The following is a 23464-nucleotide window of genomic DNA, read 5'->3' as shown; positions in this document are numbered from 1 at the left end:
ATAAAATCTATCTACGAAGGGAACCGCTGGCAATCGTTGCCGTGCCGAAAGGCTTTAAGGGGTGAGCGACGGAAAGACTCGATAATGTCGCGGACTCGCGTTACCGGGGTCGCCCCTCTGGTGAGCGACGAGTCCGTCCGTGACTCCTTCTGCGTGCGACGACGACCGGGGCTTTTCTAGTCCCAATAATACCTATTCCACTCCGTTCCGATGTTCGTTCAAAACGCACTCACCTGTGATTAACTCGTCTTTAGTCTGCTCTCCGATTTTATTTCTCAAATACTTGAGAAGAATTTAAGTAGGTGTAGCCCCTGGCGACTCGTACAATGAAAACGGTTGCACTCGCCTTCTCGGGCGGACTCGACACGACAGTATGCGTCCCACTCCTCGAAGAGGAGTACGGCTACGACGACGTTATCGGCGTCACTGTCGACGTGGGTCAACCCGAAGAGGAGTTTGCAGAAGCGGAGGAAACAGCGGAGGCATTGGATTTGGACCACTACGTCGTGGACGCCAAGGACGCGTTCGCGGAGCAGTGTCTCGACGCGGTGAAGGCGAACGCCACGTATCAGAGCTATCCCCTCGGCACCGCGCTCGCCCGCCCCGTCATCGCCGAAGCGATTCTCGACGTGGCGAAGGAAAACGACTGTGACGCCGTGGCCCACGGCTGTACCGGCAAAGGGAACGACCAGTTGCGCTTCGAGGCCGTCTGGCGCGCCTCCGACTTGGAGGTCATCGCTCCCGTGCGCGAGATGGGCCTCACCCGCGAATGGGAGATGGGCTACGCAGACGAACACGACCTGCCCGTCGAGGGCGGCAACGAGGGCGTCTGGAGTATCGACACGAATCTCTGGAGCCGCTCCGTCGAAGGCGGCAATCTCGAAGACCCCGGCTACGTCCCGCCGGAGGACATCTACGAGTGGACCCTCGCACCCGGCGCGGAAACCGAACTCGTCGAAATCGAGTTCGAGGCTGGAAAACCGGTCGCGGTTGACGGCGAAGCGATGGACGCGGTGTCGCTCATCGAGTACCTCAACGAACTCGCCGGAAAACACGGCGTCGGTCGCACCGATCTGATGGAAGACCGCATGCTCGGCCTGAAGGTCCGCGAGAACTACGAACACCCCGCCGCGACGACGCTCCTCAACGCTCACGAGGCGCTCGAAGGATTGGTGTTGACGAAGGAGGAGCGCTCGTTCAAGACGAGTATCGACCAGCAGTGGGCCGAGAAGGCCTACGAGGGACTGCTCTCCGCGCCGCTCGTGGACGCCCTCGACGGCTTCATCGACACCACGCAGGAGAAGGTGACCGGCACTGTCACCATCAAATTCCAGGGCGGGCAGGCCCGCGCGGTCGCCCGCGAGAGCGAACACGCCGTCTACTCCGAGGACGCCGCCTCGTTCAACACCGAGACGGTCGGCAAAATCGAGCAGGCCGACGCGACAGGGGTCGCGAAATACCACGGCTATCAATCACGCCTCGCGAACGATGAGTGACGGCGGACACGCGGCGAGCGAGGACGACTTCGGGGACGGAGACGTCGTTCGCGGCGACCGCTTCAGCGGCGGTCCCGCCCGCGGGTTTCTCTCGTCGCTCGCGGCCGACGAGCGCATCTTCGCGGCGGACCTCGAAATCGACCGCGCCCACGTCGTGATGCTGGCCGAAAAGGGCATCATCGACGACGAGGTAGCGGGCGAAATCCTCACCGCGCTGAACGTGGTCGAAGTCGAAGGCCACGAGACGCTCCCCGAGGGCGAGGACGTTCACGCCGCCATCGAAACGGCGGTCGTCGGACGGGTCGGCCACGACGGCGGGAAGATGCACACCGCCCGCAGTCGGAACGACGAGGTGGCGACCTGCATCCGCTATCGCCTCCGCGAGGACGTTCTCTCGCTCCTCGAAACCACGACGGCGCTCCGCTCGGCCCTGCTCGACGCCGCGGAATCGCACGCAGAGACGGTGATGCCGGGATACACCCACCTTCAGCCCGCGCAACCGACGACCGTCGGGCACTTCCTCGCCTCCTACGAGCAGGCCGTCGCCCGCGATGCGGCGCGCCTGCTCGACGCTTACGGGAGAATCAACCAGTGTCCGCTCGGCGCGGCGGCGTTCGCCGGAACGCCCTTCGACGTGAACCGCGAGCGCGTGGCGGAACTGCTCGGCTTCGACGGCGTTCTGGATAACTCGATGGACGCGGTTTCGACCCGCGACTTTTTGGTCGAGACGGTCGCCGCCGCGGCGAACCTCGCCACGACGGTCTCCGGTGTCTCCGAGGACCTCGTGATTTACTCGAACCGCGGCTTCGTGGAACTCTCGGACGATTACGCGTCCACGTCGTCCATCATGCCACAGAAGAAGAATCCCGATACGCTTGAACTGGCTCGCGCGGTCGCGGGCGACGCTCACTCCGGACTGTCGGGGCTGCTCACCACGCTGAAGGGACTGCCCCGCGCGTACAACCGTGACCTGCAACGCGCGACGCCGCACGCGTGGGACGCCATCGACGCCGTGACCGACGCGACCGAAGTCGCGGCTGGTGCGGTGGCGACCGCGACGTGGAACGACGACGCGCTCGCGGACGCGGCCGGAGAGGGATTTTCGACCGCAACGGGCGTCGCCGACCTGCTGGCGATGTGCGGCGTTCCGTTCCGCACGGCCCACGAAGTCGTTGCGACGGCGGGCGAAGCGGACTACGACGCTCTGGACTCGGCGGCCGAGGAGGTCCTCGGCGCACCGCTCTCGGAGTTCGTCGCCCCCGAGGAAGTCGAATCAGCGCTCGACGCGGCGACGAGCGTCGCCATGCGCGATTCGGTCGGCGGTCCGGCGAGCGAGTCGCTGGCCGACTCGCTCGCCGACGCGGAAGCGACGCTCGTGGACGACGAAACGACGACGACCGAACTCGCCGAGTCGCTCGAAGCGGCCGGTGAAACGCTCCAGACGGAGGTAAACGACTATGCCTGAACTACCGCGACCCCCGCGTGGGGCACTACTTGATTACTAACGTCGAAACCGCGGTATCCGCCTTCTAACGCCGTTAGACGGCAGTCTACGCTTTTATTTCATAATTAATAACGATGGATTTAAGTTCGATAGGGCGATACGGGAGAGTACAATGGCAGAATGCGTTGAGTGCGGAGCCGACGTGGCTTTGCACGACGATTTGGAAGCGGGCGAAATCATCGACTGTGGAACCTGCGGTGTCGAACTGGAAGTCATCGACGTGAACCCGCCAGTCCTCGACCGAGCGCCGGAGCTCGAAGAGGACTGGGGGGAGTAAATTGCACAGCACAGACGTTCAGAGCTTGCTGGCTCACGCTCGCACCCAGAGTGGGGTGCTCGCATGAAGATAGGAATCCTCTACTCCAGGATTCGCCGCGACGAAAAGCTCCTCCTCGCGGAGCTCCGCGAGCGCGGACACGAGGTAACGAAGATCGACGTGCGCAAGCAGACGTTCGATCTGACCGAGCCACCTGCGGCCTTCGAGGGGCTCGACCTCGTCGTGGACCGCTGTCTGGCGACGAGCCGGAGCCTCTACGCCACGCAGTTCTGCGAGGCGTACGGGGTTCCCGTCGTCAACAGCCACGAAACCGCGGAGGTGTGTTCGGACAAGGCGAAGAACAGCCTCGCGCTCGCGGGCGCTGGCGTCCCCACGCCCGAGACGAAGGTCGCCTTCACGACCGACAGCGCGATGGAGGCCATCGAAAGCTTCGGCTACCCGTGCGTCCTCAAACCCGTCGTCGGGTCGTGGGGTCGCCTGATGGCGAAAATCGACTCGCGCAGTGCGGCGGAGGCGATTCTGGAACACAAGGCCACGCTCGGCCACTACGAGCACAAGGTGTTCTACGTGCAGGAGTTCGTGGACAAGCCGGAGCGCGACATCCGCGTCGTCGCATTGGACGGGAAGCCGGTCGCCGCGATGGTCCGCCATTCGGACCACTGGCTCACGAACGCCGCGAAAGGTGCTGAGACGGACGAGTTCGAACTCGACGCGGAAGCGAAATCGCTCGTGAAGAAAGCCAGCGATGCGGTCGGCGGCGGTCTCCTCGGCGTCGACTTGATGGAGACCGAGTCGGGCTACACGGTCCACGAAGTGAACCACACGGTCGAGTTCAAGGCGCTGAACGAGGCGGTCGAAACGGACGTTCCCGCCGCCGTCGTGGACTGGCTTGAAACGAAGGTTCCGGCGGAGGTGGTGGCCTGATGGCTACCGCGACCGACGCGGAGACGGATACGAGCGCCGAGACGCTCTCGGCGACCGTCATCGGAGCCAGCGGGTTCACCGGCGGAGAGCTGCTCCGCCTGCTCGCCGGACATCCGAACTTCGAACTCGCACAGGCGACCAGCAGGGAATACGCGAACAAGACGCTCGGCTCCGTCCACCCGAATTTACGTGGGTCCGACCTTCGCTTCTCGGAGCCTTCGGACCTCGAATCGGTGGACGTGCTGTTCGCCGCGACGCCACACGGCGTCTCGATGGAACACATCGACTCGTTCCGCGAGGCCGCCGACACGGTGGTCGATTTGAGCGCGGACTTCCGCCTCGACACGGAAGCCGAGTACGACGAGTGGTACGACGGACACAGTTGTCCCGAATATCTGGACGAGGCGGTGTACGCCCTGCCGGAACTGACGCGCGAGGAACTTCCCGGTGCGGACCTCATCGCCGCGGGTGGCTGTAACGCCACCGCGACGCTGCTCGGCCTGTCGCCGCTGTTCGACGCGGGAATCCTCTTCGGGAGCGAGCAGGTCGTCGTGGACGTGAAGGTCGGATCCTCCGAGGGTGGTGCCTCGCCGAGCAAGGCGAGCAGCCACGTCGAGCGCTCGGGTATCGTTCGCCCCTACGCGCCGACGGGCCACCGCCACGAGGCCGAAATCGAGGGGATTCTCGGAACGAGCGTGTCGTTCAGTGCACACGCCGTGGACATGGTTCGCGGAGCCTCCGCGACCTGTCACGTGTTCCCCGACTCGCCCGTCTCGAAGGGAGACCTCTGGAAAGCGTATCGGGAGGCCTACGAGGACGAATCGTTCGTCCGCCTCGTCGCGGGGGGCGGCGGCGTCTATCGCTACCCGGAACCCAAGGCGGTCGCCGGGACGAACTACGCCGAGGTCGGGTTCGAACTCGACCCGACCAATAAACGCATCGTCGTCTTCAGCGCCATCGACAACCTGATGAAAGGGTCGGCGGGACAGGCGGTCCACGCCGCCAACCTTGCGCTGGGATTCGAGGAAACAGCCGGATTGGAATTCGAGGGACTACATCCCGTGGGAAGCCCATGACTGACGAATACAGCCGCGAGGAACTGCTGGCCGCACACGACCAACTCATCGACAACGACAACGACGACGGGCTTCGAGCGGACGGCGGGGTCGTCGAGGACGACACCGCCCCCGTGGTCGTCAAAATCGGCGGCGCGCGGGCGGTGAATCCCGACGGCGCGCTGTCGGACGTGGCGCACCTCACCGCAAACGGACAGGACGTCGTGGTCGTCCACGGCGGTTCGACGGCGGTGGACGACACGCTCCACGAACTCGGCGAGGAACCCGAGTACGTCGAGTCCACCAGCGGTGTCATGGGCCGGTTCACCGACGAGAAGACGATGGAGGTCTTCGAGATGGTGATGCCGGGCAAACTCAACACCGAGTTGACGGCTAATCTGCAGAACGAAGGCGTCCGCTCCATCGGACTGTCCGGCGTGGACGGCGCGCTCCTGACCGGGCCGCGCAAGTCGGCCGTCAGGGTGGTCGAGAACGGCAAGAAGAAGATACGTCGCGGCGACCACTCCGGCAAAATCGAGGACGTGAACGCCGACCTCCTCGAAACGCTCCTCGACGGCGGATACACGCCGGTCGTGACGGTTCCCATGCTGGCCGACGACGGAACGCCGGTCAACGCGGACGCGGACCGCGCGGCGGCGGCCATCGCCGGCGCACTCGGCGGCGAACTCGTCGTTCTGACGGACGTGCCGGGTCTCCTCGAAGACCCCGACGACGAGACGACGCTCATCGAGCAAGTGGACACTCCCGAGGAGATGGAAACCGCGAAATCGGCCGCTGAAGGGTTCATGACGAAGAAGGTCATGGCCGCGACGGAGGCGCTCGAAGGCGGTGCGGAATCCGTCGTCGTCGCGGACGCGAACAACCACGACCCGATTACGACGGCCCGGAAGGGGCACGGAACTCGCTTTACGCCCGCCTCGCTGGGGGTGTCGCCATGAGCGGTTTCGTCTACAACGAGAAGCCGATTCGAATCGCGAGCGGCGAGGGACCGTACCTCTACGCGGAGGACGGAACCGAATACCTCGACTTCGGCGCGAGTTACGCGGTCACACCGGTCGGCCACTGCCACCCGGACGTGGTTTCCGCCGTCCAAGAACAGGCCGCGGAACTGCTGTTCGTCCACGCGTCGTATCCCACCGACGCCCGCGACGACCTCTACGCGAAACTGGCCGCCGTCGCACCCGAGGGCCTCGAAAACGTCTGGCTCAACAACTCGGGAACCGAAGCGAACGAGGCGGCGCTGAAGTTCGCCCGGAGCGCGACCGGGAAGTCGAAACTCGTCGCCGCGAAGCGCGGCTTCCACGGCCGGACCATGGGGTCGCTGTCGGTGACGTGGAAGAAGAAGTTCCGCGCGCCGTTCGAACCCCTCGTGGACGACGTGGAGTTCGTCACCTACGGCGACGAGGAGGAACTGGCCGACGTCATCGACGACGACACGGCGGCCGTCATCCTCGAACCCGTACAGGGCGAGGGCGGCGTCAATCCCGCCACGAAGACGTACCTTCAGGCCGCCCGCGAGTTGACCGAGGACGCTGGAACGGCCCTGATATTCGACGAGGTGCAGACAGGCCTCGGCCGGACGGGTGCCTTCTGGGCGTGCGAACACGCCGACGTCACCCCCGACGTGCTCACGACGGCGAAGGGGTTGGCGAGCGGCCTGCCCATCGGCGCGACGCTCTGTGCCGACTGGATAGCCGAGTCCGCGGGGTCGCACGGTTCGACCTTCAGCGGCAGTCCGGTCGTCAGCGCGGCGGCGGAGGCGACGCTCTCGGTACTCGTGGAGGAGAACTTGCCGGAGCACGCCGCCGAGATGGGCGAGTACCTCCGTTCCGAACTCGAAGCCGCCGACCTGCCCGTCCGCGAGGTTCGCGGCCACGGCCTGCTCGTGGGTATCGAGGTCAAACGCGGAGCGAACCGCGTGTTGAAGGAGCTGGCGCTGTCACACGGCGTTCTCGCGCTTCCGGCGGGACGGAGCGTCGTCCGCCTCCTCCCGCCGCTGACGGTGGACACGGAACACGTCGATACCGTCGTTTCCGCGCTGGCCGACGTGCTGGGAGGGAACGAATGATAGGAACGATGATGGATTCTACTTCTGTATCACAAGCCGACGCGCACGATTTGCTGGTCGAACTGGTCGAAACGCCCTCGGTTTCGGGCGAGGAAGGGGACTGTGCCGAACGACTCGCTGCCTTCCTCGAAGCGAACGGGCGCGACGTCTGGATAGACGACGTTGGCAACGTCCGCGCCCCCGGAAACGGGGTGCTCCTCACTTCGCACATCGACACCGTGCCCGGCGACGTCCCGGTCGAACTGGACGACGGAATCCTCCACGGTCGCGGAAGCGTGGACGCGAAGGGGCCGCTCGCCGCGATGGCGGTCGCGGCGGTCGAAACCGGCGCGAGCTTCGTCGGCGTCGTCGGCGAGGAGACGAACTCGCGCGGCGCGCGCCACCTCGTTTCCGACGTGGACGAACCCGAATTCGTCGTCAACGGCGAACCCAGCGGCTGGGACGCCCTGACGCTCGGCTACCGCGGCTACCTGACTGGTACCTACTCGGTCACGGTCGATTCCGTGCACACCTCCCGCCCGGAACCGAACGCGATTCAGTACGCGACGGAGTGGCTGACGAGCGTCGAATCGGCGTTCGACACGGCGGCGTCGGACGCCGACGAATCCTCGACGGCGACCTCGGTGACGGTAAAGCCCGTCGAGTTCGACGGCGGTCTGACCCCGGACGGCTTCGCCACGGAGGCGACGGTCGAAATCCAGTTCCGCATTCCGTCGGGTACGACGGCCGAAGAGATTCGGTCGGTCGCCGAAGCCGAACTCGATGCCGGTAAGCTATCGTGGAACACCCCGATTCCGCCGACGCTCTCCAGCCCGCGGACGGAGTTGGGTCGTGCGTTCCGCGTCGCCATCCGCGAGGAGGGCGGCGACCCCTCCCTGCTCCGGAAGACGGGAACGAGCGACGCGAACCTCTACGCCGAGGCCTGGGACTGTCCGGTCGTCACGTACGGACCGGGCGACTCCTCGCTCGACCACACGCCCGAAGAGCACATCGAACTGGCCGAGTTCGACAGGTCGATTTCTGTGTTGACTGCCGTCTGCGAGAAACTGGAGGTGGATGCATGACGCGTCACTTCCTCGACGTGGACGACCTGTCGCCGGAGGAGGTGGCGGAGGTGCTGGCGCTCGCGTCCGAATACAAGGAGAGCGGGTCGCCGCACGTACTTTCCGGCCAGACGCTCGCCATGCTGTTCGAGAAGCCGAGCACGCGCACCCGCATCTCGTTCGAGACGGGGATGACGGACCTCGGCGGGCACGCCATCTTCCTCGGGCCGAACGACACGCAACTCAACAGGGGCGAACCACTCTCCGACACGGGGCGGGTGCTCTCGGGCTACGTGGACGCCGTGATGGCCCGCGTGTTCGACCACGACAGTCTGGTCGAGATGGCCGAACACGCCACAATTCCGATAATCAACGGGCTTTCCGACGTGGCGCATCCGTGTCAGGCGCTCGCCGACCTCCAGACGATTCGGGAGCACTTCGGCGGGTTCGAGGACCTCACGGTCGCGTGGGTCGGCGACGGTAACAACGTCGTCAACTCCTTCGCCATCGCGGCCGCGACGGTCGGTATCGACCTGACCATCGCAACTCCCGAGGGGTACGAACCCTCGACCGATGCCATCTCGACGGCGGCCGCCCGCGGACCGAAGCCGACGGTGACGAACGACCCGGACGCGGCGGTCGCGGACGCAGATGTCGTCTACACCGACGTCTGGGTCAGCATGGGCGAGGAGGACGAACGCGAGTCGAAACTGGCCGCGTTCGACGGCTTCCAACTGAACGAGGAGTTGCTCCCCGATTCGATGCCGGTCATGCACTGTCTGCCCGCCCACCGCGGCGAGGAGATTACCGGTAACGTCCTCGAAAGCGACCGCTCGCTGTCGTGGGACCAAGCGGAGAACAGGCTTCACGCACAGAAGGCGCTCCTCGCGTTCCTCGCGGGAAAACGGTGAGTCAGCGCCGGTAGGCGATGGCGAACACCGCACCCAACAGGACGCCGTAGACGACGTGGCCGACGAGGCTCACGACGTCGAACGTCGGGACGGCGAGCGTCATGCCGACCGCGCCGAGCCAGAACGGCATGACGAAACTCGCGGCGACGACCCACAACACGATTCCGTACGCCACGCCGATTCCGGCCGTCGGGCCGGGGCGGTCGGCGTACGCTCGAAGTCGCGTCATCGTCATCACGGCCCCGAAGACGAGACCGAACACGACGCTGTTGAACAGGTGGGCGACCCACCCCATCGTCGTCCCGTCGAGTCCGTACAACGCCGCGACGGTCGGCAGCACCCCCATCGACTGCAGCAGCAGGCCGAACACGATGCCGCCGACCAGCCCCCCGAGTATCGAACTCGACCACGTTCTGTTGATAACCCCGCGCTCTCTGATTCGCTCGCCGATGGTTTCGCTCCGTTCTTGTGCCATATGTGAACGTAGGCCACGGTGGTTGATGTGGGTTTCCGCAGGAACCGAACAGGACGGTTTCCTGCCCGATTGCCGTCTCACGAGCGAGTAGCCTTTTGCCGGTGTCACGCTACCTCTAGGTGGGTGAGAAAGGGGGATGACTCGACTCGGTTTTACGGGGGACGTGATGCTCGGGCGGTTGATAAACGAACGACAGCAACGGCGGAGCGTCTCGGGGGTTTGGGGCAACGTTGAAGGGACCCTCCGCGCGCTCGACGGTCTGTTCATCAATCTCGAATGCTGTCTCTCCGCGGGTGGTACGCTGTGGACGGACACGTATCGTCCGTTTCACTTCCGGGCCGACCCGGACTGGGCGATTCCGGCGCTCGAATCGGTGGGCGTCGAGTGGGCGAATCTGGCGAACAATCACGTGCTGGACTACGGCCCGGACGCGCTCGCGGACACGGTGGGTCACCTCGACGACGCCGAAATCCGCCATTCGGGTGCGGGGGCCGATTTGGAAGCGGCCTGTTCCCCCGCGTTCGTCACCGTGGACGGGTTGGAGGTCGCGTTCGTCTCGTTCACCGACAACACGCCGGAGTTCGCGGCGAAGTCGGACAAAGCCGGGACGGCGTACGTGAACTTCGACGTCACCCACCCGCAAGCGGTGCGACGCGTCGGGCGGTCCCTCGCCCGCGCTCGAACGGAGGACCCCGACCTGCTCGTGGCGTCGCTTCACTGGGGTCCGAACATGCGAACCGAACCCACCGTCGAGTTTCGGGAGTTCGCTCGCTGGTTGGCGGAGGAGGGCGTGGACATCGTGCACGGTCACAGCGCGCACGTCTTTCAGGGCGTCGAAGTCATCGACGATACGCTCGTGCTCTACGACACGGGGGATTTCGTGGACGATTACGCGACCGATTCGGAACGCCACAACGACCGGGGTTTTCTCTTCGAAGTGACCGTCTCGGACGGTGAACTCTCGGAGCTTCGACTCCGCCCGACGGAGATTTACGACCTCGCGGTCCACGAGGCGGAACACTACGCGGGAACGTGGAGCGTCCAGCGGATGGACGCGCTTTCGTCGGCGTTCGGTACCGAGCTCCAGCGCGATAACGACGACCTCGTGCTCTCGCTTTCGTCGTAGCGTTGCCGTCGTTCGCGGCGTTTTCACGGGTCGGCGCGGTGCTTCCGACGGCCGCTGCCAGCGTTGCCACCGTCCGCGCCTTTTTCACCTCGGAACCCATCCACCCGCTCAATGAACCTGACGCTCTCGAATCCGACCGCACCCGAACCCGACGGTGCGGACGACGGCGTATGGCTCGCCTGTATCGACTGCGAGTGGACCGGCGCACCCTTCGACGAGATTCGCTACCGCTGTCCCGACTGTGACGGACTGCTCGAAGTCCGCTACGCCGACCACCCGACGTTCGACGACTTCGAGGGGAGCGGCGTCTGGCGCTACGCCGACGCCCTTCCCGTCGAGTCCGGCGTGAGCATCGAAGAGGGGAACACCCCGCTCTACGAGGTGCCGACCATCGAGGAGGAAGTCGGCGTCGACGCGCTCCGCGTCAAACACGAGGGGATGAACCCGACCGGGAGTTTCAAGGACCGCGGCATGACGCTGGGCGTCAAGGTCGCCGAAGAGTTGGGCGTCTCCCGCCTCGCCTGTGCGAGCACCGGGAACACCAGCGCGGCGCTCGCCTGCTACGGCGCACGGGCCGGAACCGAAGTGCTCGTGCTCCTCCCCGCCGGGAAAGTCGCCGCCGGAAAGGTCGCACAGGCCAGCCTCCACGGCGCGCGAATCCTCGAAGTGGACGGCAACTTCGACGACTGCCTCGACATCGTTTCCGACCTCGCAAATCGGGGCGAAGCCTATCTGCTCAACTCGCTCAACCCCTTCCGACTGGAGGGGCAGAAGACCATCGGCCTCGAAATGATAGAGCAGTTCCGCGACCAGACGGGCGAACTGCCCGACCGAATCGTCCTCCCCGTCGGCAACGCCGGAAACACCAGCGCGCTGTTCAAGGCGTTCCGCGAACTCGTCGCCGCCGGGGAACTCACGCCCGAGGAGGTGCCCGTCCTGACCGGCGTGCAGGCCGAAGGCGCGGCCCCGATGGTCGAAGCCGTCGAGAACGACGCCGAGGAAGTCCGTCGCTGGGACGAGGTGGAGACCATCGCAACCGCCATCCGCATCGGCAATCCCGTCAACGCCCCGAAGGCGCTCCCAGCGATTCGGGAGACGGGCGGCACTGCCGTCGCCGTCACCGACGAGGAAATCACCGACGCCCAGCGCGCGTTGGCGCGGGATGGCGTCGGCGTCGAACCCGCGAGCGCGGCGAGCGTCGCCGGATTGCGAAAACTCCGCGAGTCGGGTGAAATCTCGCCGGGCGAAAACGTCGTCTGCCTGACGACGGGCCACCTCCTGAAAGACCCCGACGCGGCGGCCGCGGCGGGCGTCGAGCCGGAACCGGTTCCGGCGGACACGGACGATGTGCTCGACGTGCTCAGTCAGTAGCCGAGCGTATCACGTCGAAACGTCGCTCGGTAGCCGCCCGACTGACGACGAGTCGATAGAATCCATCCGAACGTTCGATATTTTCATTATGACAATCGCAACAATATTCTCCGTCTCTCGAAAACATCATAGATATGATGGTTCGGAACCAGATATTGCAGTGGGATGATTTATCAGTCTCGATACGAAATCTGGAACGCAAAGCGATATCGAAATGCAAGTCACACCGTCCGCGACCCTCTCGGTCGTTTCGACTCTCGTCATCCTCGGCGTTACCGCGTTCATATGGCGCTATCGCTCTCGTCCGGGTGCGACGCCGTTAGTCGGATTCACGACAGCCGCGGCCGTTTGGACGGCCGGAAACGCGCTGCAGATAGCGAGCACGTCGCTCGCTGGGAAACTGTTCTGGGTCAACGTTCAGTACTTCGGCATCGTCGCAATTCCGATAACGTGGTTCGTCTTCGCGTGTGAATACACGGGCCACGATGAGTGGCTGACGCGGCGGACGTTCTCGATACTCTTCTTGTATGCTGGCGGTACGCTGGTGCTCGTCTGGACCAATCCTGTCCACCACCTCGTTCGAACGTCGAGCGAACTCGTCGTCACCGACGGCGTGGTTCGGTTGGACCGAACGTTCGGCCCGTGGTTCTGGACGAGCGTCGTCTACTCGAATCTCGTGGACGGTCTCGGGACGCTGTTGCTCCTTCGAGGATTGATACGAGCGCGCCGGTTCTTCCGGGGACAGGCGACCGCGCTGATAGTCGGGACGATGATTCCGTGGACGGCTTCCGCGCTGTTCTACAACGGGCTGTTGGGAATCGAACCGGAGGTGTTTTTCGCCGCCACGGCCATCGCGTTCGCCTACGCTATCTGGCACCACCGGTTGTTCGATCTGGTTCCGGTCGGACGCTCCGCGGTCGTGGACGAGATGACCGATGCCGTCATCGTCACCGACGACAGCGGCCGCTTGGTGGATACGAATCCCGCGGCAAACCGACTGCTCGACGTTTCGTCCGACGATATCGGCCGACGGTTCGATGACGTCTGTGCGGCGTTCCCCGAACTCGTGGAGTGTTTCCGTGCACGGCGGGTTCCCGAAACGCCCATCGTCAGCGACGTCGGTGGCGACCTTCGGTACCTCGACGTCCACTGTTCGAAGGTGTCCGACTCGGGGACGAAGCTTTCGGGGACGATACTCATCGTTCGAGACGTGACCGAGTTCGAGCGGAAAAAGCGGGCCGTAGAGCGGCACAACGAGCGACTGGAGCGGGTCGGGCACACCATCGCCCACGACCTTCGCAATCCCCTCAACGTCGCCGAAGGGTACCTCGGACTCGAACGCGAGCGCTCCGACGGCGAGTACTTCGATAACGTCGAACGCGCCCACGACCGCATGGAGGAGATAATCGATGACGTCCTTTCGATGGCACGTCACGAGCGCTCGGAACGGTTCGAATCCCTCGATCTCGAACGACTCGCCGAGCGGGCGTGGGAGAACGTCGAGACGGACGCCGCCACGGTCTCCATCGAAACCGGTCCCGTCGTCGTTCGAGCGAACGAGGGACAGTTGTCGAGCGTGTTCGAGAACCTGTTTCGAAACGCGGTCGAACACGCTGGACCGACCGTGGCCGTCGAGGTCGGGTGGAAAGAGGACGAGAACGAACAGCGGAGTGGAACGATATACGTCGGTGACGACGGGCCGGGCATCCCGCCGACCGAACAGGGTCGCGTCTTCGACCACGGCTATTCGACCCGAACCGACGGGACGGGTGCGGGACTCTCCATCGTCGCCGGTATCGCCGAACGACACGGCTGGGAGGTGAACGCGACGGACAACACTCGTCGCGGAGCACGCTTCGACATCAGCGGCGTACAGACTTCATCGCCGGGTCGAGAACTCGATTGACGGTCGCTCACCGTCGTGGTTTCCGATTTCTGGCGGCTCACGGCGCGACCCCCCGTTTCACGGTGTCACCCCGACCGCGACCACCGCGCCAGCGCGAACACGATGCTCGCGCTGACGATGAGACACGCGAGCAGTCCGGTGAACGCCGTCTCGTATCCCGACTGCCCCGCGACGTACCCGACGTACGTCGTCCCGAGGCTGCCGAAACCGATGTAGACCGTTCGCGTCGCGCCGAGGTCGCCGCCCATGCTCCCGTCGGGAAACACGTCCATCAGGTGCGCCTGCATGGCTGGCGGATAGGCCATCAACCCCGCTGCGAACAGGGCGACGCTTCCGGCGACGGCCAGCGTCCCGCTCGCCAGTACGAGCGCGGCGAGGGCGACCGTCGCCAGCACGAGCGACCCGGCGGCGACGACCGGGCGCGATATCCGGTCGCCGAGCGCGCCCGAAACCGGTTTCACCAGCGTTCCGACGATGAACAGCGCCGCGAACGCGCTTCCCGCGAGTTCGGGCGAAAAGTCCTTCGACTCCTGGAGGAACGACGGGAGGAACCCGGCGACGGACTGCCAGACGAACGCGTAGAGCGAATAGGCCACGAGGAGCGCCACGGTTCGGCGGTTGCCGAAGCGCCGCGCCGTCGCTCTGACGTCCGCGATGACCGCTCGTCTCGCGTCCGCGTCGATGGTCGGTCGGGTGTAGGCCTCTCGACTCCAGCGGTGGAGGAAAACGAGTACCAACACGGTTACCAGCACGACGGGAACGAACGCGGCCCGCCAGACGGCGACGGCGAGGACGGCGACCGCCAGCCCCGCCGCTATCACTCCGCCCGTGTCCCCCGACGCGCCGTGAAGGCCGAACGCTTGCCCTCGACGGGAGACGAACAGGTCGGAGACGAGCGCCCGCGCCGGTGTCGGATACAGTCCGGCACCGCACCCGACGACGGCCGCGCCGAGCAGAAAGACGGCGTAGGTCGGCGCGGCCGCGAGGACCGTGAATCCGACCGCGAGGAGCGAAAGCCCGGACACGAGCAGGCTTTTGCGCGAGAAGCGGTCGGACAGCCTGCCGCTCGGATACTGACCGAGCGCGTACAAGCCCCAAAGCAGGGTGAACGCGACGCCCGCCTGAAGCTCCGTGATGTGGAGGTCCTCCATCACGGCCGGGAGCATTGGCGAGAGGACGAGCCGTCCGGCCTGAATCATCATCCATCCGAGCGAGACGACGAGGAGCAGTCGCCCGGAATACCCCGTCACGAGCCGCTCCTCGCGTCCGGGTCGTTCGTCGCCGCGGTTGGATTCGACCGACGTCACGATTCGACGGTGGCGTGGCGGCTACTTGAGTCCCGCTTTCGCGGCAGGGCAAGCGGTCAAAGATTCGTTCGACTGGTCCTCACACCGACTGCTGGCCTCGTTTCCGTATAAAAAGGTTCGTCGCCCGCGGGTCGATTTTCAGTTCCCGTTCAGCGCGATGTTCCGCACTTCGATGATGCGCTCGTCCGCTTCGAGCGCTTCCTTCGCGGCCGTACTGACTTCGCTGTCCAGATTGTAGACCGACAGCGCCTCGCCGCCGTCGGTTTCGCGGGCGTTGAACATGCCCGCGATGTTGGTGTCGTGTTCGCCGAGGACGGTTCCGATGAATCCGATGACGCCGGGCTTGTCCTGATTGCGAGCCACGAGCATGTGGCCGTGGGGGATGGCGTCCACGCGGTAGCCGTCGATGCGGACGATGCGCGGGTCGTCGTCCGCGAAGAGGGTTCCTTCGACCGTTATCTCCCCGTCGTCGCTTTCGACCGTGACCGTGATGAGGCTCTGGAAGTCGGCGGCCTGCCGGGTCTTGCTCTCGGTCACTTCGACGCCGCGCTCCTCCGCGATTTGGGGGGCGTTGACGGCGTTGACCTGCCATTCGAGCGGCTGGAAGACGCCCTTCTGGGCGCTGGCGGTCACGAGGTCGACTTCCTCCTCGGCGATGTCTCCCTCGTAGTTCACCTCGATGCGCTCGATGCGCTCGTCCAGCAGTTGCGTGGCGATTTTGCCCGCGGTTTCGGCGAGTTCGATGTAGGGTCGAACGCGGGGGAACGCACTCTCCTCGACGGACGGCGCGTTGAGCGCGTTGATGACGGGTTCCTCGCGGAGCGCGGCGACCACTTGATCCGCGGTGCTGGTCGCCACGTTCTCCTGTGCGGCCTCCGTGCTCGCGCCGAGGTGAGGCGTGAGGATAACGTCGTCCACGTCGAGCAGCGGGTTGTCCTTGGGGAGCGGTTCCTCCGCGAACACGTCCACCGCTGCACCCGCCAGCACGCCGTCGGCGACCGCTTCGGCGAGCGCATCCTCGTCGATGACGCCGCCGCGGGCGCAGTTGACGATGTACCCGCCTTCGACCTGCGCGAGTTCCTCGGTGCTGATGAGCCCCTCGGTTTCGGGCGTGAGCGGGGTGTGCACCGTCAGGAAGTCGGCTTGTTCGAGACAGTCGTCCAGTTCGACCAGTTCCGCGCCGAGTTGCCTGGCGAGGTCCTCGCTGATGTACGGGTCGTACGCGACGAGGTTCATGCCGAGGCTGTCGAGTTTCTTTGCGACCTCCTGCCCGACGCGGCCGAGGCCGACGATGCCGAGCGTCTTACCGTTCAGTTCCGTTCCGAGGTAGTCGCCCTTGGCCCACTCGCCGCCCTTGAGTCGGGCGTGTGCCTGCGGGATGGAGCGCGCGGCGGCGAACGCCATCGCGACCGTGTGCTCCGCGGCGGCGCGAACGTTGCCTTCCGGCGCGTTCGCCACGATGACGCCGTTTTCGGTCGCGGCCTCGATGTCGATGTTGTCCACGCCGATACCCGCACGTCCGACGATAACGAGGTCGGACGCCGCTTCGAACACGTCTCGGTTGACGTCCGTCCCCGAGCGAACGATGAGTCCGTTCGCATCGGAAACCGCGTTCAAAAGTGCATCGCCCTCTACGTCGTATGCCGTTTCTACCTCGTATCCGCTTTCACGAAGTCGCTCGAGACCCGCGTCCGCGATGGGGTCCGTGACGAGAACCTTCATTGCTGGAGAGAATGCACCCCCCACCCGTTAACCCTTTCTCTCACAGCGAAGATTGCCAATATATTTTCGTATTCTATATTCTAAAAATATGTTGTCATTGGGGGGACTGCTACGGTCGGTGGCTACTGATTCCGCTCACGTCGGTCGGAGGACTGCCGTTCCGTCTCGTCTTTTTCGTGGGCTTCGACCGCTTCGTCGCTCGCATCGCTTCCATCGTTTTCGTTCCCATCCGACTCGGCCGCGAAACACTCACGACAGTAGTCGTTGCTCCCGCTTTCGACCAGCGCAATCGGGACGCCATCGACGACGAGTTCCTTCACGAACCGCCGTCGAACGCCGTTCCCGCCGTGCGTGCCACAGACGCCACACTCCCCGTCACCGAGCGCAATTCGCTCGGTGACGACGCGACGGCCGACGCCGTACCGCCCGCGGTCGTAGGCGCGTTCCGCCCGACTGAGACGATAGGAGAGGAGCACCGCCGGGACGAGAACGACGAGCAACAGGAGGAACGCCTTCCAACTCACCAACGACCGGACGACGACGCCGAGGAGCACCGCGAGCGAGGCGAATCCGACCGCGACGAGGACCCACTTCGTCAATCGGGCCGTGGCGTCGTTCGTCATCAGGCCGACGCGTTCGTCGAGTTGGTGGACGTCCGCGACGGCGAATCGCCGTTCGACCCGTCGATGTTTCGCACGAACTGCGGGTAGCCGTCACCGCCGACCGGAATGTAAACCGTATCCGTGTCGTCGAGTTTGTCGATGTACTGCTGTGTGAGAACCTTCTGGTCGAGCGATTCGCTCAGGATGCGGTTCGCTTCCGCCTCCCCGTTCGCCTCGATTTTCTTTCGGTCGGCTTCGAGTTTCTCGACTTCGAGTTCGTTCTCCTTCTGCTGTCGGCGCTGTTTCGTGATTTCCTTCTGTTCGACCGCCTGCTCGTACTGTTTCGGAAGGTTGACCTTCCGAATCTGGACCGCTTCGAGGATGAGGGCGTCGCGGGCGAAATCCTTCTTCAGGGCGCTCTGGGCGGCCTGTTTCAATTCCGTCTGGCCCTTTCCGGTGTATATTTCGGTCACGGGGAGGGCACCCGCCTCGGTGCGGAGCACGGAGCGAATGCTCGGGCGGATGAGTCGCTGCTCCGCGGACCCGAGCGTCCGGTAGTTCTTGTAGAATTTCACGGCCTGTCCCGCATCCACGCGATACCGCACGGTGATGTCGATGTCCACCCGGAGTCCGTCCTCCGTCAGGACGGTGATGGAGTCGTCTGTACCCGCCTTGTTTCCTTCGCCCTGTTGACTGGACATGGTGTAAGACTGGGGTCGCGTGGAGAGCGACACGGTGTCCTGCGAAACCGGGTTGATGAAGTGGGCTCCCGGTTCGAACACCGTTCCCGTCGCGGCACCCCACTTTTTGACCACTTGGACGTTCCCCTCGTCGACGGGCGTCCACGAGAGGAACCCGATTACCGGGGCGACGATGAGGACGATGACGAGGACGATGAGGAGGGTGTTGCCGAAGATGCTTCGGAGGTCGATATCGGGAATGTTCGGTCCCGAGGAACCGTCGGGGTCTATCGGAATGTCACTATCGGAACTCATTCAGGTACGACCACATGTCTCGAGAGACATGTTATATCTCTTGGCGTTTGTCGCCGACGTGCATCGAACTTTATACCGTTGGGTTGTGAACCACGACTCGAATGACGTTAGTCGCGTTCGATTTCGACGGAACGCTTTCGGATTCGGAGATGACCGTGCTCCTCGGGAAACAGGTCGGCGTGGCCGACGAGATGGCCGACATCACCGCCCGAGCGATGAACGACGAACTCAGCTACGCGGAGAGCCTGCGCGACCGCGCGGCCTTGCTCGACGGGTTGTCACTCGCGGGTGCCGAGGACGCCTTCTCCGAGGTGACGCTCCGCCCCGGGGCGGCGGAAATCCTCGACGAACTTTCGGCGAAGGGAACCCACGTCGCCATCCTCACCGGCGGGTTCGAGCGCGGGGTACAGGCCGCGCTCGACCGCGAGGGCGTCTCGGTGGACACCATCGTCGCCAACCGACTGCTCGACGACGGGGAGGAACTGACGGGCGAGGTCGAGGGGCCGCTCATCGAGGGGACGAAGGACGACGCGCTCGAAGCGCTCGCGGAAGAACAGGGCGTCGACATGGTGAACACCGTCGCGGTCGGCGACGGCGCGAACGACCTGCCGATGCTCGAAGTCGCGGGCTTGGCCGTCGGGTTCGACCCGAAACCCGCCGTCGCGCCCGCCTGTGACACCATCGTCACGCACATGGACGAACTGGACGACGTGCTGGGACGGAAGAACGCGATTTGAGCGTTCGCCGTCATTTCATATCGGGGATGTGGTGGTAGGGCGCTGAGACACGTGATATTCCGCATCTCGCTATCTTTAATATCTCAGCGAGCGTCTAATACATTCGGTGATTGTCATGGAACGATACACCCCCTTCGAGGACATGGACCGAATGTTCGAACAGATGCGTTCCCGCATGTGGGGGACGAACGCCCCGCGGAGCGAACTCCGAGGAGCATCCCACGGGACGCACGTGGACCTGAAAGAACGCGACGGCGAGTTCGTCCTCGTCGCCGACCTCCCCGGATTCGAGAAGGAGGAGATAGAACTCGCGTTCGCGGACGACACGCTGACCGTCGCCGCGAAACACGAGGTGTCCGGCGACGACTTCAGCCGCGCCCGCGAACTCTCGGAGCGCGTGACGATGCCCAAGCCGGTCGAGAAGGACGGAATCGAGGCGACCTACCGCAACGGCGTCCTCGAAGTTCGGCTTCCCATCAGCGAGGTGGAGACCGACGACGGCGACCGCATCGAGATTTCGGACTGATTTTTTTGGCGCGACCCGTCGACCAGCGACGGCACCGTCTCGCGGAGCGCGCTCGCTGGAATCGCAAAGCCGAGGTTCTCTCCGCCGACGATTCCCGCCGTGTTGACGCCGACGACGCGTCCGTTGCAGTTCACGAGCGGTCCGCCGCTGTTGCCCGGATTGATGGCCGCGTCGGTCTGCACGACGCCGGAAATCGTCGCCCCGTGCTGGGACGGCAGCGTCCGGTTGACCCCGCTGACGACACCCTGCGTGATGGTCCCCTGTAGACCGAGCGGACTGCCGAGGGCGGCGACTGACTGTCCCGGTTCCGCCCGCTGCTCCGCGAGCGAGAGCGACTCGACGTAGGACGGGACGTTTTGCACGCGGAGGACCGCGAGGTCGCGTTTCGGCGCGGCCCCGACGACCGTCGCACGTCGCCATTGACCGCGGTCGAACTGGACGCGGAGTCGAGTTGCCTGCGCGACGACGTGCTGGTTCGTGACGACGTAGCCGACCCCCTCGGTCAGTTCGTAGACGAACCCCGACCCTTCGCCTTCGCTCCGGGGCGTTTCGACGCCGACCGAGACGACGGAATCGATGCTCCGGTCGTAGAGGCTCGAAAAGTCGCACGTCGATTGCTCCGCTCCTTGTGTGCCCTGTGCTCGGACGGTTCCGTTCGACGCGACGGTCCCCCACGACGGGACGACCCCCCAACTCGCGGTGACGAGAAGAACGGCAGCCACGGAGACGATGGCGACGGTGAGCGTGCGAGACGGCGGAAGCGGTCGAGTTCCCATCTCGCACTCTGGACGTCACGCGCGCTAATCAGTGCCACGGCCGAACGACGGGGACGGCGGCGTTCACGACTGAACGACGGGGACGGTGGCGCGACGGGAACTACTGTGCGAACAGGCTGGCGTGAACGGGCGCGAAGTCGCTCGAATCGGACGAGAGGAACCGGCGAATCGGCGGGCCGACCAGTTCGGGTTCGGTGAGAAACGCGTCGTGCCCGTGGTCGCTGTGGAGGGAGCGGTGCGTCGCTTCGACGCCCGCCCGTTCGAACGATTCCATGAGGTGATTCGACTGCTCGACGGTGAAATGCCAGTCACCAGAAATCGAGATGAGGAGCGCCTCGCCGTCGAAGTCGGCGAGCGCCTCGGCGTCCGAGTCGCAGTTCGCGGCGAGGTCGTAGTTCTCCATGGCGTGCGTGAGGTGGAGGTAGCTGTTCGCGTCGAACCGCCGGACGAACTTCTCGGCCTGATAATCGAGGTAGCTCTCCACGTCGCGGTAGGAATCGGGGCCGAATCCGGCGATTCGGTCGTCCGCTCCTCGGCCGTTCGACGGAAACGTCCCCGGCGCGCTGTCGGCGAAGTCCCGGCCGAACTTCTCGCCCATCGACTCCTTCGAGAGGTACGTGATGTGGCCGAGTTGGCGGGCGAGCGCCAGTCCGCTGTCCGGGTGGTCGGGGTAGTAATCGCCGCCCTGCCACGCCGGGTCGGAGGTAATCGCCCGCCGCGCAACCGCCGACAGGGCGAGCAGTTGCGGGTCGAGTCGGGGACCGGTGGCGACGGGAATCACGCGTTCGACCATCTCCGGGTATCGCTTCGCCCATTCGAGCGCGTTCATCCCGCCGACGCTGCCGCCGACGACGGCCCGCAGTCGGTCGATTCCGAGGTCGTCGAGGAGTCGTCTCTGGACGCGAACCCAGTCGCCGACAGTCACGGCGGGGAAGTCGGAGCCGTACGGGTCGCCCGTCTCGGGGTTCGTGCTGGCCGGGCCGGTGGTCCCGTAGCACGACCCCGGCACGTTCGCGGCGACGACGAACTGCTCGTGTGTGTCGATGGCTTTGCCGGGGCCGACGATTTGGTCCCACCAGCCTTCGCCCTGCCCGTCGGCGGCCCCCGTCACGTGGTGGCTTCCGGTCAGCGCGTGACAGACGAGAATCGCGTTGTCGCCGGTGAACTCGCCGTAGGTCTCGTAGGCGACTTCCAGTTCGGGAATCTCCTCCCCGCACTCGAACTCGAACGGACCGAGCGAGAGCGAGGAATCGACGGTGGCGTCGGTCGGTTCGGTCATCGTGTCGAGTCCTCTGTTCGTGTCACCCCGTTTTTCGTCGCGGCGGCCGCCTCGTCCGTCGCCGACTCGATGGCGTTCTCGATGTCGGCAAGGATGTCCGCGGGGTCCTCGATTCCCACCGACAGGCGAATCAGGTCGCGCGTGACGCCCGCCGCCCGCTGTTCGTCGGGAGAGAGTTGTGCGTGCGTCGTGCTCGCGGGGTGGATGACGAGCGTCTTCGCGTCGCCGATGTTGGCGAGGAAGGACGCGAGGTCCACGTCCTCGCAGAACGCCTTGCTCGCCTCGAACTCCCCGAGGCCGAAGGCGATCATGCCGCCGTAGCCCCCCGACAGGTACCGACTCGCGCTGTCGTGCGTCCGGTGGTCGTCGAGGCCGGGATACGCGACCCACGCCACCTCGTCGTGGTCCGCGAGGTACTCCGCCACGATGGCGGCGTTCTCGCAGTGGCGGTCCATCCGAAGCGGCAGCGTCTCGATTCCTTGGAGGGTCTGCCACGCGTCGAACGGGGACTGTTGGTTGCCGAGGCTTCGAACCGACCGAAGCCTCGCGGCGGCGGCCAGCGGCGCGTCCGAGAAGTCTTTCGAGAAGTTCACGCCGTGGTAGGCCGGGTTCTCGCCGCCGATTTCGGGGTAGTCGCTCCAGTCGAAATCACCGCCGTCGACGAGGACCCCGCCGACCGTGGTGCCGCTCCCGTGGAGCCACTTCGTCGTGGACTCCCAGACGGCATCCGCGCCGTGTTCGAGCGGGCGACAGAGCGCGGGCGTGGCGAACGTGTTGTCCACGACGAGCGGAACGCCGTGGTCGTGGGCGATGGCCGCCACGCGCTCGAAGTCGGGCGTGACGAGCGACGGGTTGCCGACGGTTTCGACGTGAACGAAGGCCGTGTCGTCGTCGATTTCCTCCTCGTAGGCGTCGTAGTCGAGCGTTTCCACGAGACGGGCGTCGATTCCCCGGCGGGTCGCGGTGTGGGCGAAGTAGGCCGTCGTGCCGCCGTAGGTGTCGGTCGAGAGGACGACGTTATCGCCCGATTCGGCGAGGACGAGCGTGAGGGCGTCAAGCGCGGCCATGCCGCTGGCGGTGGCGACCGCATCCGTCCCGCCTTCGAGCGAGGCGATGCGGTCTTCCAGCATCTCGACGGTCGGGTTGCTCAAGCGCGAGTAGATATGGCCGTCGGCCTCCAACGCGTACAGATCTGCCGCGTGGTCGGCGTCCTCGAACGCGTAGGACGTGGTTTGGTAGAGAGGTGGGGCGACCGCCCCCGTCGCGGGGTCCGGCTCCTGTCCCGCGTGAACGCTTCGAGTATCGAATCGGGACCCGTCGTTGCTCATGTGTAATACGCATAT

22 protein-coding genes are annotated in these 23464 nt (G+C 65.1%); 14 read left to right on the top strand and 8 right to left on the bottom strand.

Annotated elements, in window-relative coordinates:
- The first annotated feature begins 326 nt into the window (after positions 1-326).
- The 9 genes from B208_RS0109370 (at position 327) to argF (ending at position 9299) form a co-directional block, all read left to right on the top strand.
- Entirely contained in the window at positions 327-1496 is a 1170-nt protein-coding gene (locus tag B208_RS0109370) for an argininosuccinate synthase (protein ID WP_007976492.1), read from the top strand.
- The gene (gene argH, locus B208_RS0109365; protein WP_007976493.1) at positions 1489-2961 is read left to right on the top strand and encodes an argininosuccinate lyase; all 1473 of its coding nucleotides are present in this window, start codon (positions 1489-1491) and stop codon (positions 2959-2961) included. Before B208_RS0109370 ends, argH begins: the two co-directional genes overlap by 8 nt.
- Positions 2962-3112: 151 nt before the next feature.
- Positions 3113-3277 (top strand): lysine biosynthesis protein LysW, encoded by a 165-nt coding sequence (gene lysW, locus B208_RS0109360; RefSeq protein WP_007976494.1) that lies wholly within the window; start codon positions 3113-3115, stop codon positions 3275-3277.
- A 63-nt stretch (positions 3278-3340) separates the two neighbouring features.
- Positions 3341-4201: a lysine biosynthesis protein LysX gene (lysX, locus tag B208_RS0109355; protein ID WP_007976495.1), complete on the top strand. Its 861-nt coding sequence runs from the start codon at positions 3341-3343 to the stop codon at positions 4199-4201.
- On the top strand, positions 4201-5277 hold the full coding sequence (gene argC, locus B208_RS0109350) for an N-acetyl-gamma-glutamyl-phosphate reductase (RefSeq protein WP_007976496.1): 1077 nt from the start codon (positions 4201-4203) through the stop codon (positions 5275-5277). Before lysX ends, argC begins: the two co-directional genes overlap by 1 nt.
- Positions 5274-6215: an acetylglutamate/acetylaminoadipate kinase gene (locus B208_RS0109345; protein WP_007976497.1), complete on the top strand. Its 942-nt coding sequence runs from the start codon at positions 5274-5276 to the stop codon at positions 6213-6215. The genes argC and B208_RS0109345 overlap by 4 nt, the downstream gene beginning before the upstream one ends.
- Positions 6212-7345: an aspartate aminotransferase family protein gene (locus B208_RS0109340; protein ID WP_007976499.1), complete on the top strand. Its 1134-nt coding sequence runs from the start codon at positions 6212-6214 to the stop codon at positions 7343-7345. Before B208_RS0109345 ends, B208_RS0109340 begins: the two co-directional genes overlap by 4 nt.
- Positions 7342-8409 carry a [LysW]-lysine hydrolase gene (locus B208_RS0109335; RefSeq protein ID WP_073096596.1) on the top strand — a complete coding sequence of 356 codons (1068 nt, stop codon included), beginning with the start codon at positions 7342-7344 and terminating at the stop codon, positions 8407-8409. Before B208_RS0109340 ends, B208_RS0109335 begins: the two co-directional genes overlap by 4 nt.
- Complete coding sequence (gene argF, locus B208_RS0109330) at positions 8406-9299, top strand: ornithine carbamoyltransferase (protein ID WP_007976501.1); 894 nt, start codon at positions 8406-8408, stop codon at positions 9297-9299. Before B208_RS0109335 ends, argF begins: the two co-directional genes overlap by 4 nt.
- A gap of 1 nt (position 9300) precedes the next feature.
- Here the strand turns inward: argF and B208_RS0109325 are convergent, their stop codons facing one another.
- The gene (locus B208_RS0109325; protein ID WP_007976504.1) at positions 9301-9774 is read right to left on the bottom strand and encodes a hypothetical protein; all 474 of its coding nucleotides are present in this window, start codon (positions 9772-9774) and stop codon (positions 9301-9303) included.
- A 136-nt stretch (positions 9775-9910) separates the two neighbouring features.
- On the opposite strand from B208_RS0109325, the gene B208_RS0109320 reads away from it, so the two are divergent.
- From B208_RS0109320 to B208_RS0109310, 3 genes are all read left to right on the top strand, one after another.
- Entirely contained in the window at positions 9911-10900 is a 990-nt protein-coding gene (locus B208_RS0109320) for a CapA family protein (protein ID WP_026177795.1), read from the top strand.
- Positions 10901-11011: 111 nt separating this feature from the next.
- Entirely contained in the window at positions 11012-12271 is a 1260-nt protein-coding gene (thrC, locus tag B208_RS0109315; protein ID WP_007976508.1) for a threonine synthase, read from the top strand.
- Positions 12272-12485: 214 nt separating this feature from the next.
- Positions 12486-14177, top strand: a complete 1692-nt coding sequence (locus B208_RS0109310; RefSeq protein WP_007976510.1) for a histidine kinase N-terminal 7TM domain-containing protein — start codon at positions 12486-12488, stop codon at positions 14175-14177.
- A 65-nt stretch (positions 14178-14242) separates the two neighbouring features.
- Here B208_RS0109310 and B208_RS0109305 read toward each other — a convergent pair whose 3' ends face one another.
- From B208_RS0109305 to B208_RS0109290, 4 genes are all read right to left on the bottom strand, one after another.
- Positions 14243-15484: an MFS transporter gene (locus B208_RS0109305; protein WP_007976512.1), complete on the bottom strand. Its 1242-nt coding sequence runs from the start codon at positions 15482-15484 to the stop codon at positions 14243-14245.
- 138 nt (positions 15485-15622) lie between these two features.
- On the bottom strand, positions 15623-17206 hold the full coding sequence (gene serA, locus B208_RS0109300) for a phosphoglycerate dehydrogenase (protein ID WP_007976514.1): 1584 nt from the start codon (positions 17204-17206) through the stop codon (positions 15623-15625).
- A gap of 122 nt (positions 17207-17328) precedes the next feature.
- On the bottom strand, positions 17329-17829 hold the full coding sequence (locus B208_RS0109295) for a hypothetical protein (RefSeq protein ID WP_007976517.1): 501 nt from the start codon (positions 17827-17829) through the stop codon (positions 17329-17331).
- Positions 17829-18803: a prohibitin family protein gene (locus B208_RS0109290; protein WP_007976518.1), complete on the bottom strand. Its 975-nt coding sequence runs from the start codon at positions 18801-18803 to the stop codon at positions 17829-17831. Before B208_RS0109290 ends, B208_RS0109295 begins: the two co-directional genes overlap by 1 nt.
- Before the next feature lie 101 nt (positions 18804-18904).
- Here B208_RS0109290 and serB point away from each other — a divergent pair, with 101 nt between their 5' ends.
- Positions 18905-19540 (top strand): phosphoserine phosphatase SerB, encoded by a 636-nt coding sequence (serB, locus tag B208_RS0109285; RefSeq protein ID WP_007976520.1) that lies wholly within the window; start codon positions 18905-18907, stop codon positions 19538-19540.
- Positions 19541-19655: 115 nt separating this feature from the next.
- Complete coding sequence (locus B208_RS0109280) at positions 19656-20066, top strand: Hsp20/alpha crystallin family protein (RefSeq protein ID WP_007976521.1); 411 nt, start codon at positions 19656-19658, stop codon at positions 20064-20066.
- Here B208_RS0109280 and B208_RS0109275 read toward each other — a convergent pair.
- The 3 genes from B208_RS0109275 to B208_RS22970 form a co-directional block, all read right to left on the bottom strand.
- Positions 19982-20842 carry a S1C family serine protease gene (locus tag B208_RS0109275; protein ID WP_018128832.1) on the bottom strand — a complete coding sequence of 287 codons (861 nt, stop codon included), beginning with the start codon at positions 20840-20842 and terminating at the stop codon, positions 19982-19984. The genes B208_RS0109280 and B208_RS0109275 overlap by 85 nt on opposite strands.
- 100 nt (positions 20843-20942) lie before the next feature.
- Positions 20943-22121: a homoserine O-acetyltransferase MetX gene (gene metX / locus B208_RS0109270; protein ID WP_007976524.1), complete on the bottom strand. Its 1179-nt coding sequence runs from the start codon at positions 22119-22121 to the stop codon at positions 20943-20945.
- On the bottom strand, positions 22118-23449 hold the full coding sequence (locus tag B208_RS22970) for an O-acetylhomoserine aminocarboxypropyltransferase/cysteine synthase family protein (protein WP_007976526.1): 1332 nt from the start codon (positions 23447-23449) through the stop codon (positions 22118-22120). Before B208_RS22970 ends, metX begins: the two co-directional genes overlap by 4 nt.
- Positions 23450-23464: the final 15 nt, after the last annotated feature.

The sequence above is a fragment of the Haladaptatus paucihalophilus DX253 genome (genome assembly GCF_000376445.1).
Lineage (GTDB): Archaea > Halobacteriota > Halobacteria > Halobacteriales > Haladaptataceae > Haladaptatus > Haladaptatus paucihalophilus.
Note: the sequence above shows the minus strand (reverse complement) of the source record. Positions and strands in the feature narration are given on the sequence as shown.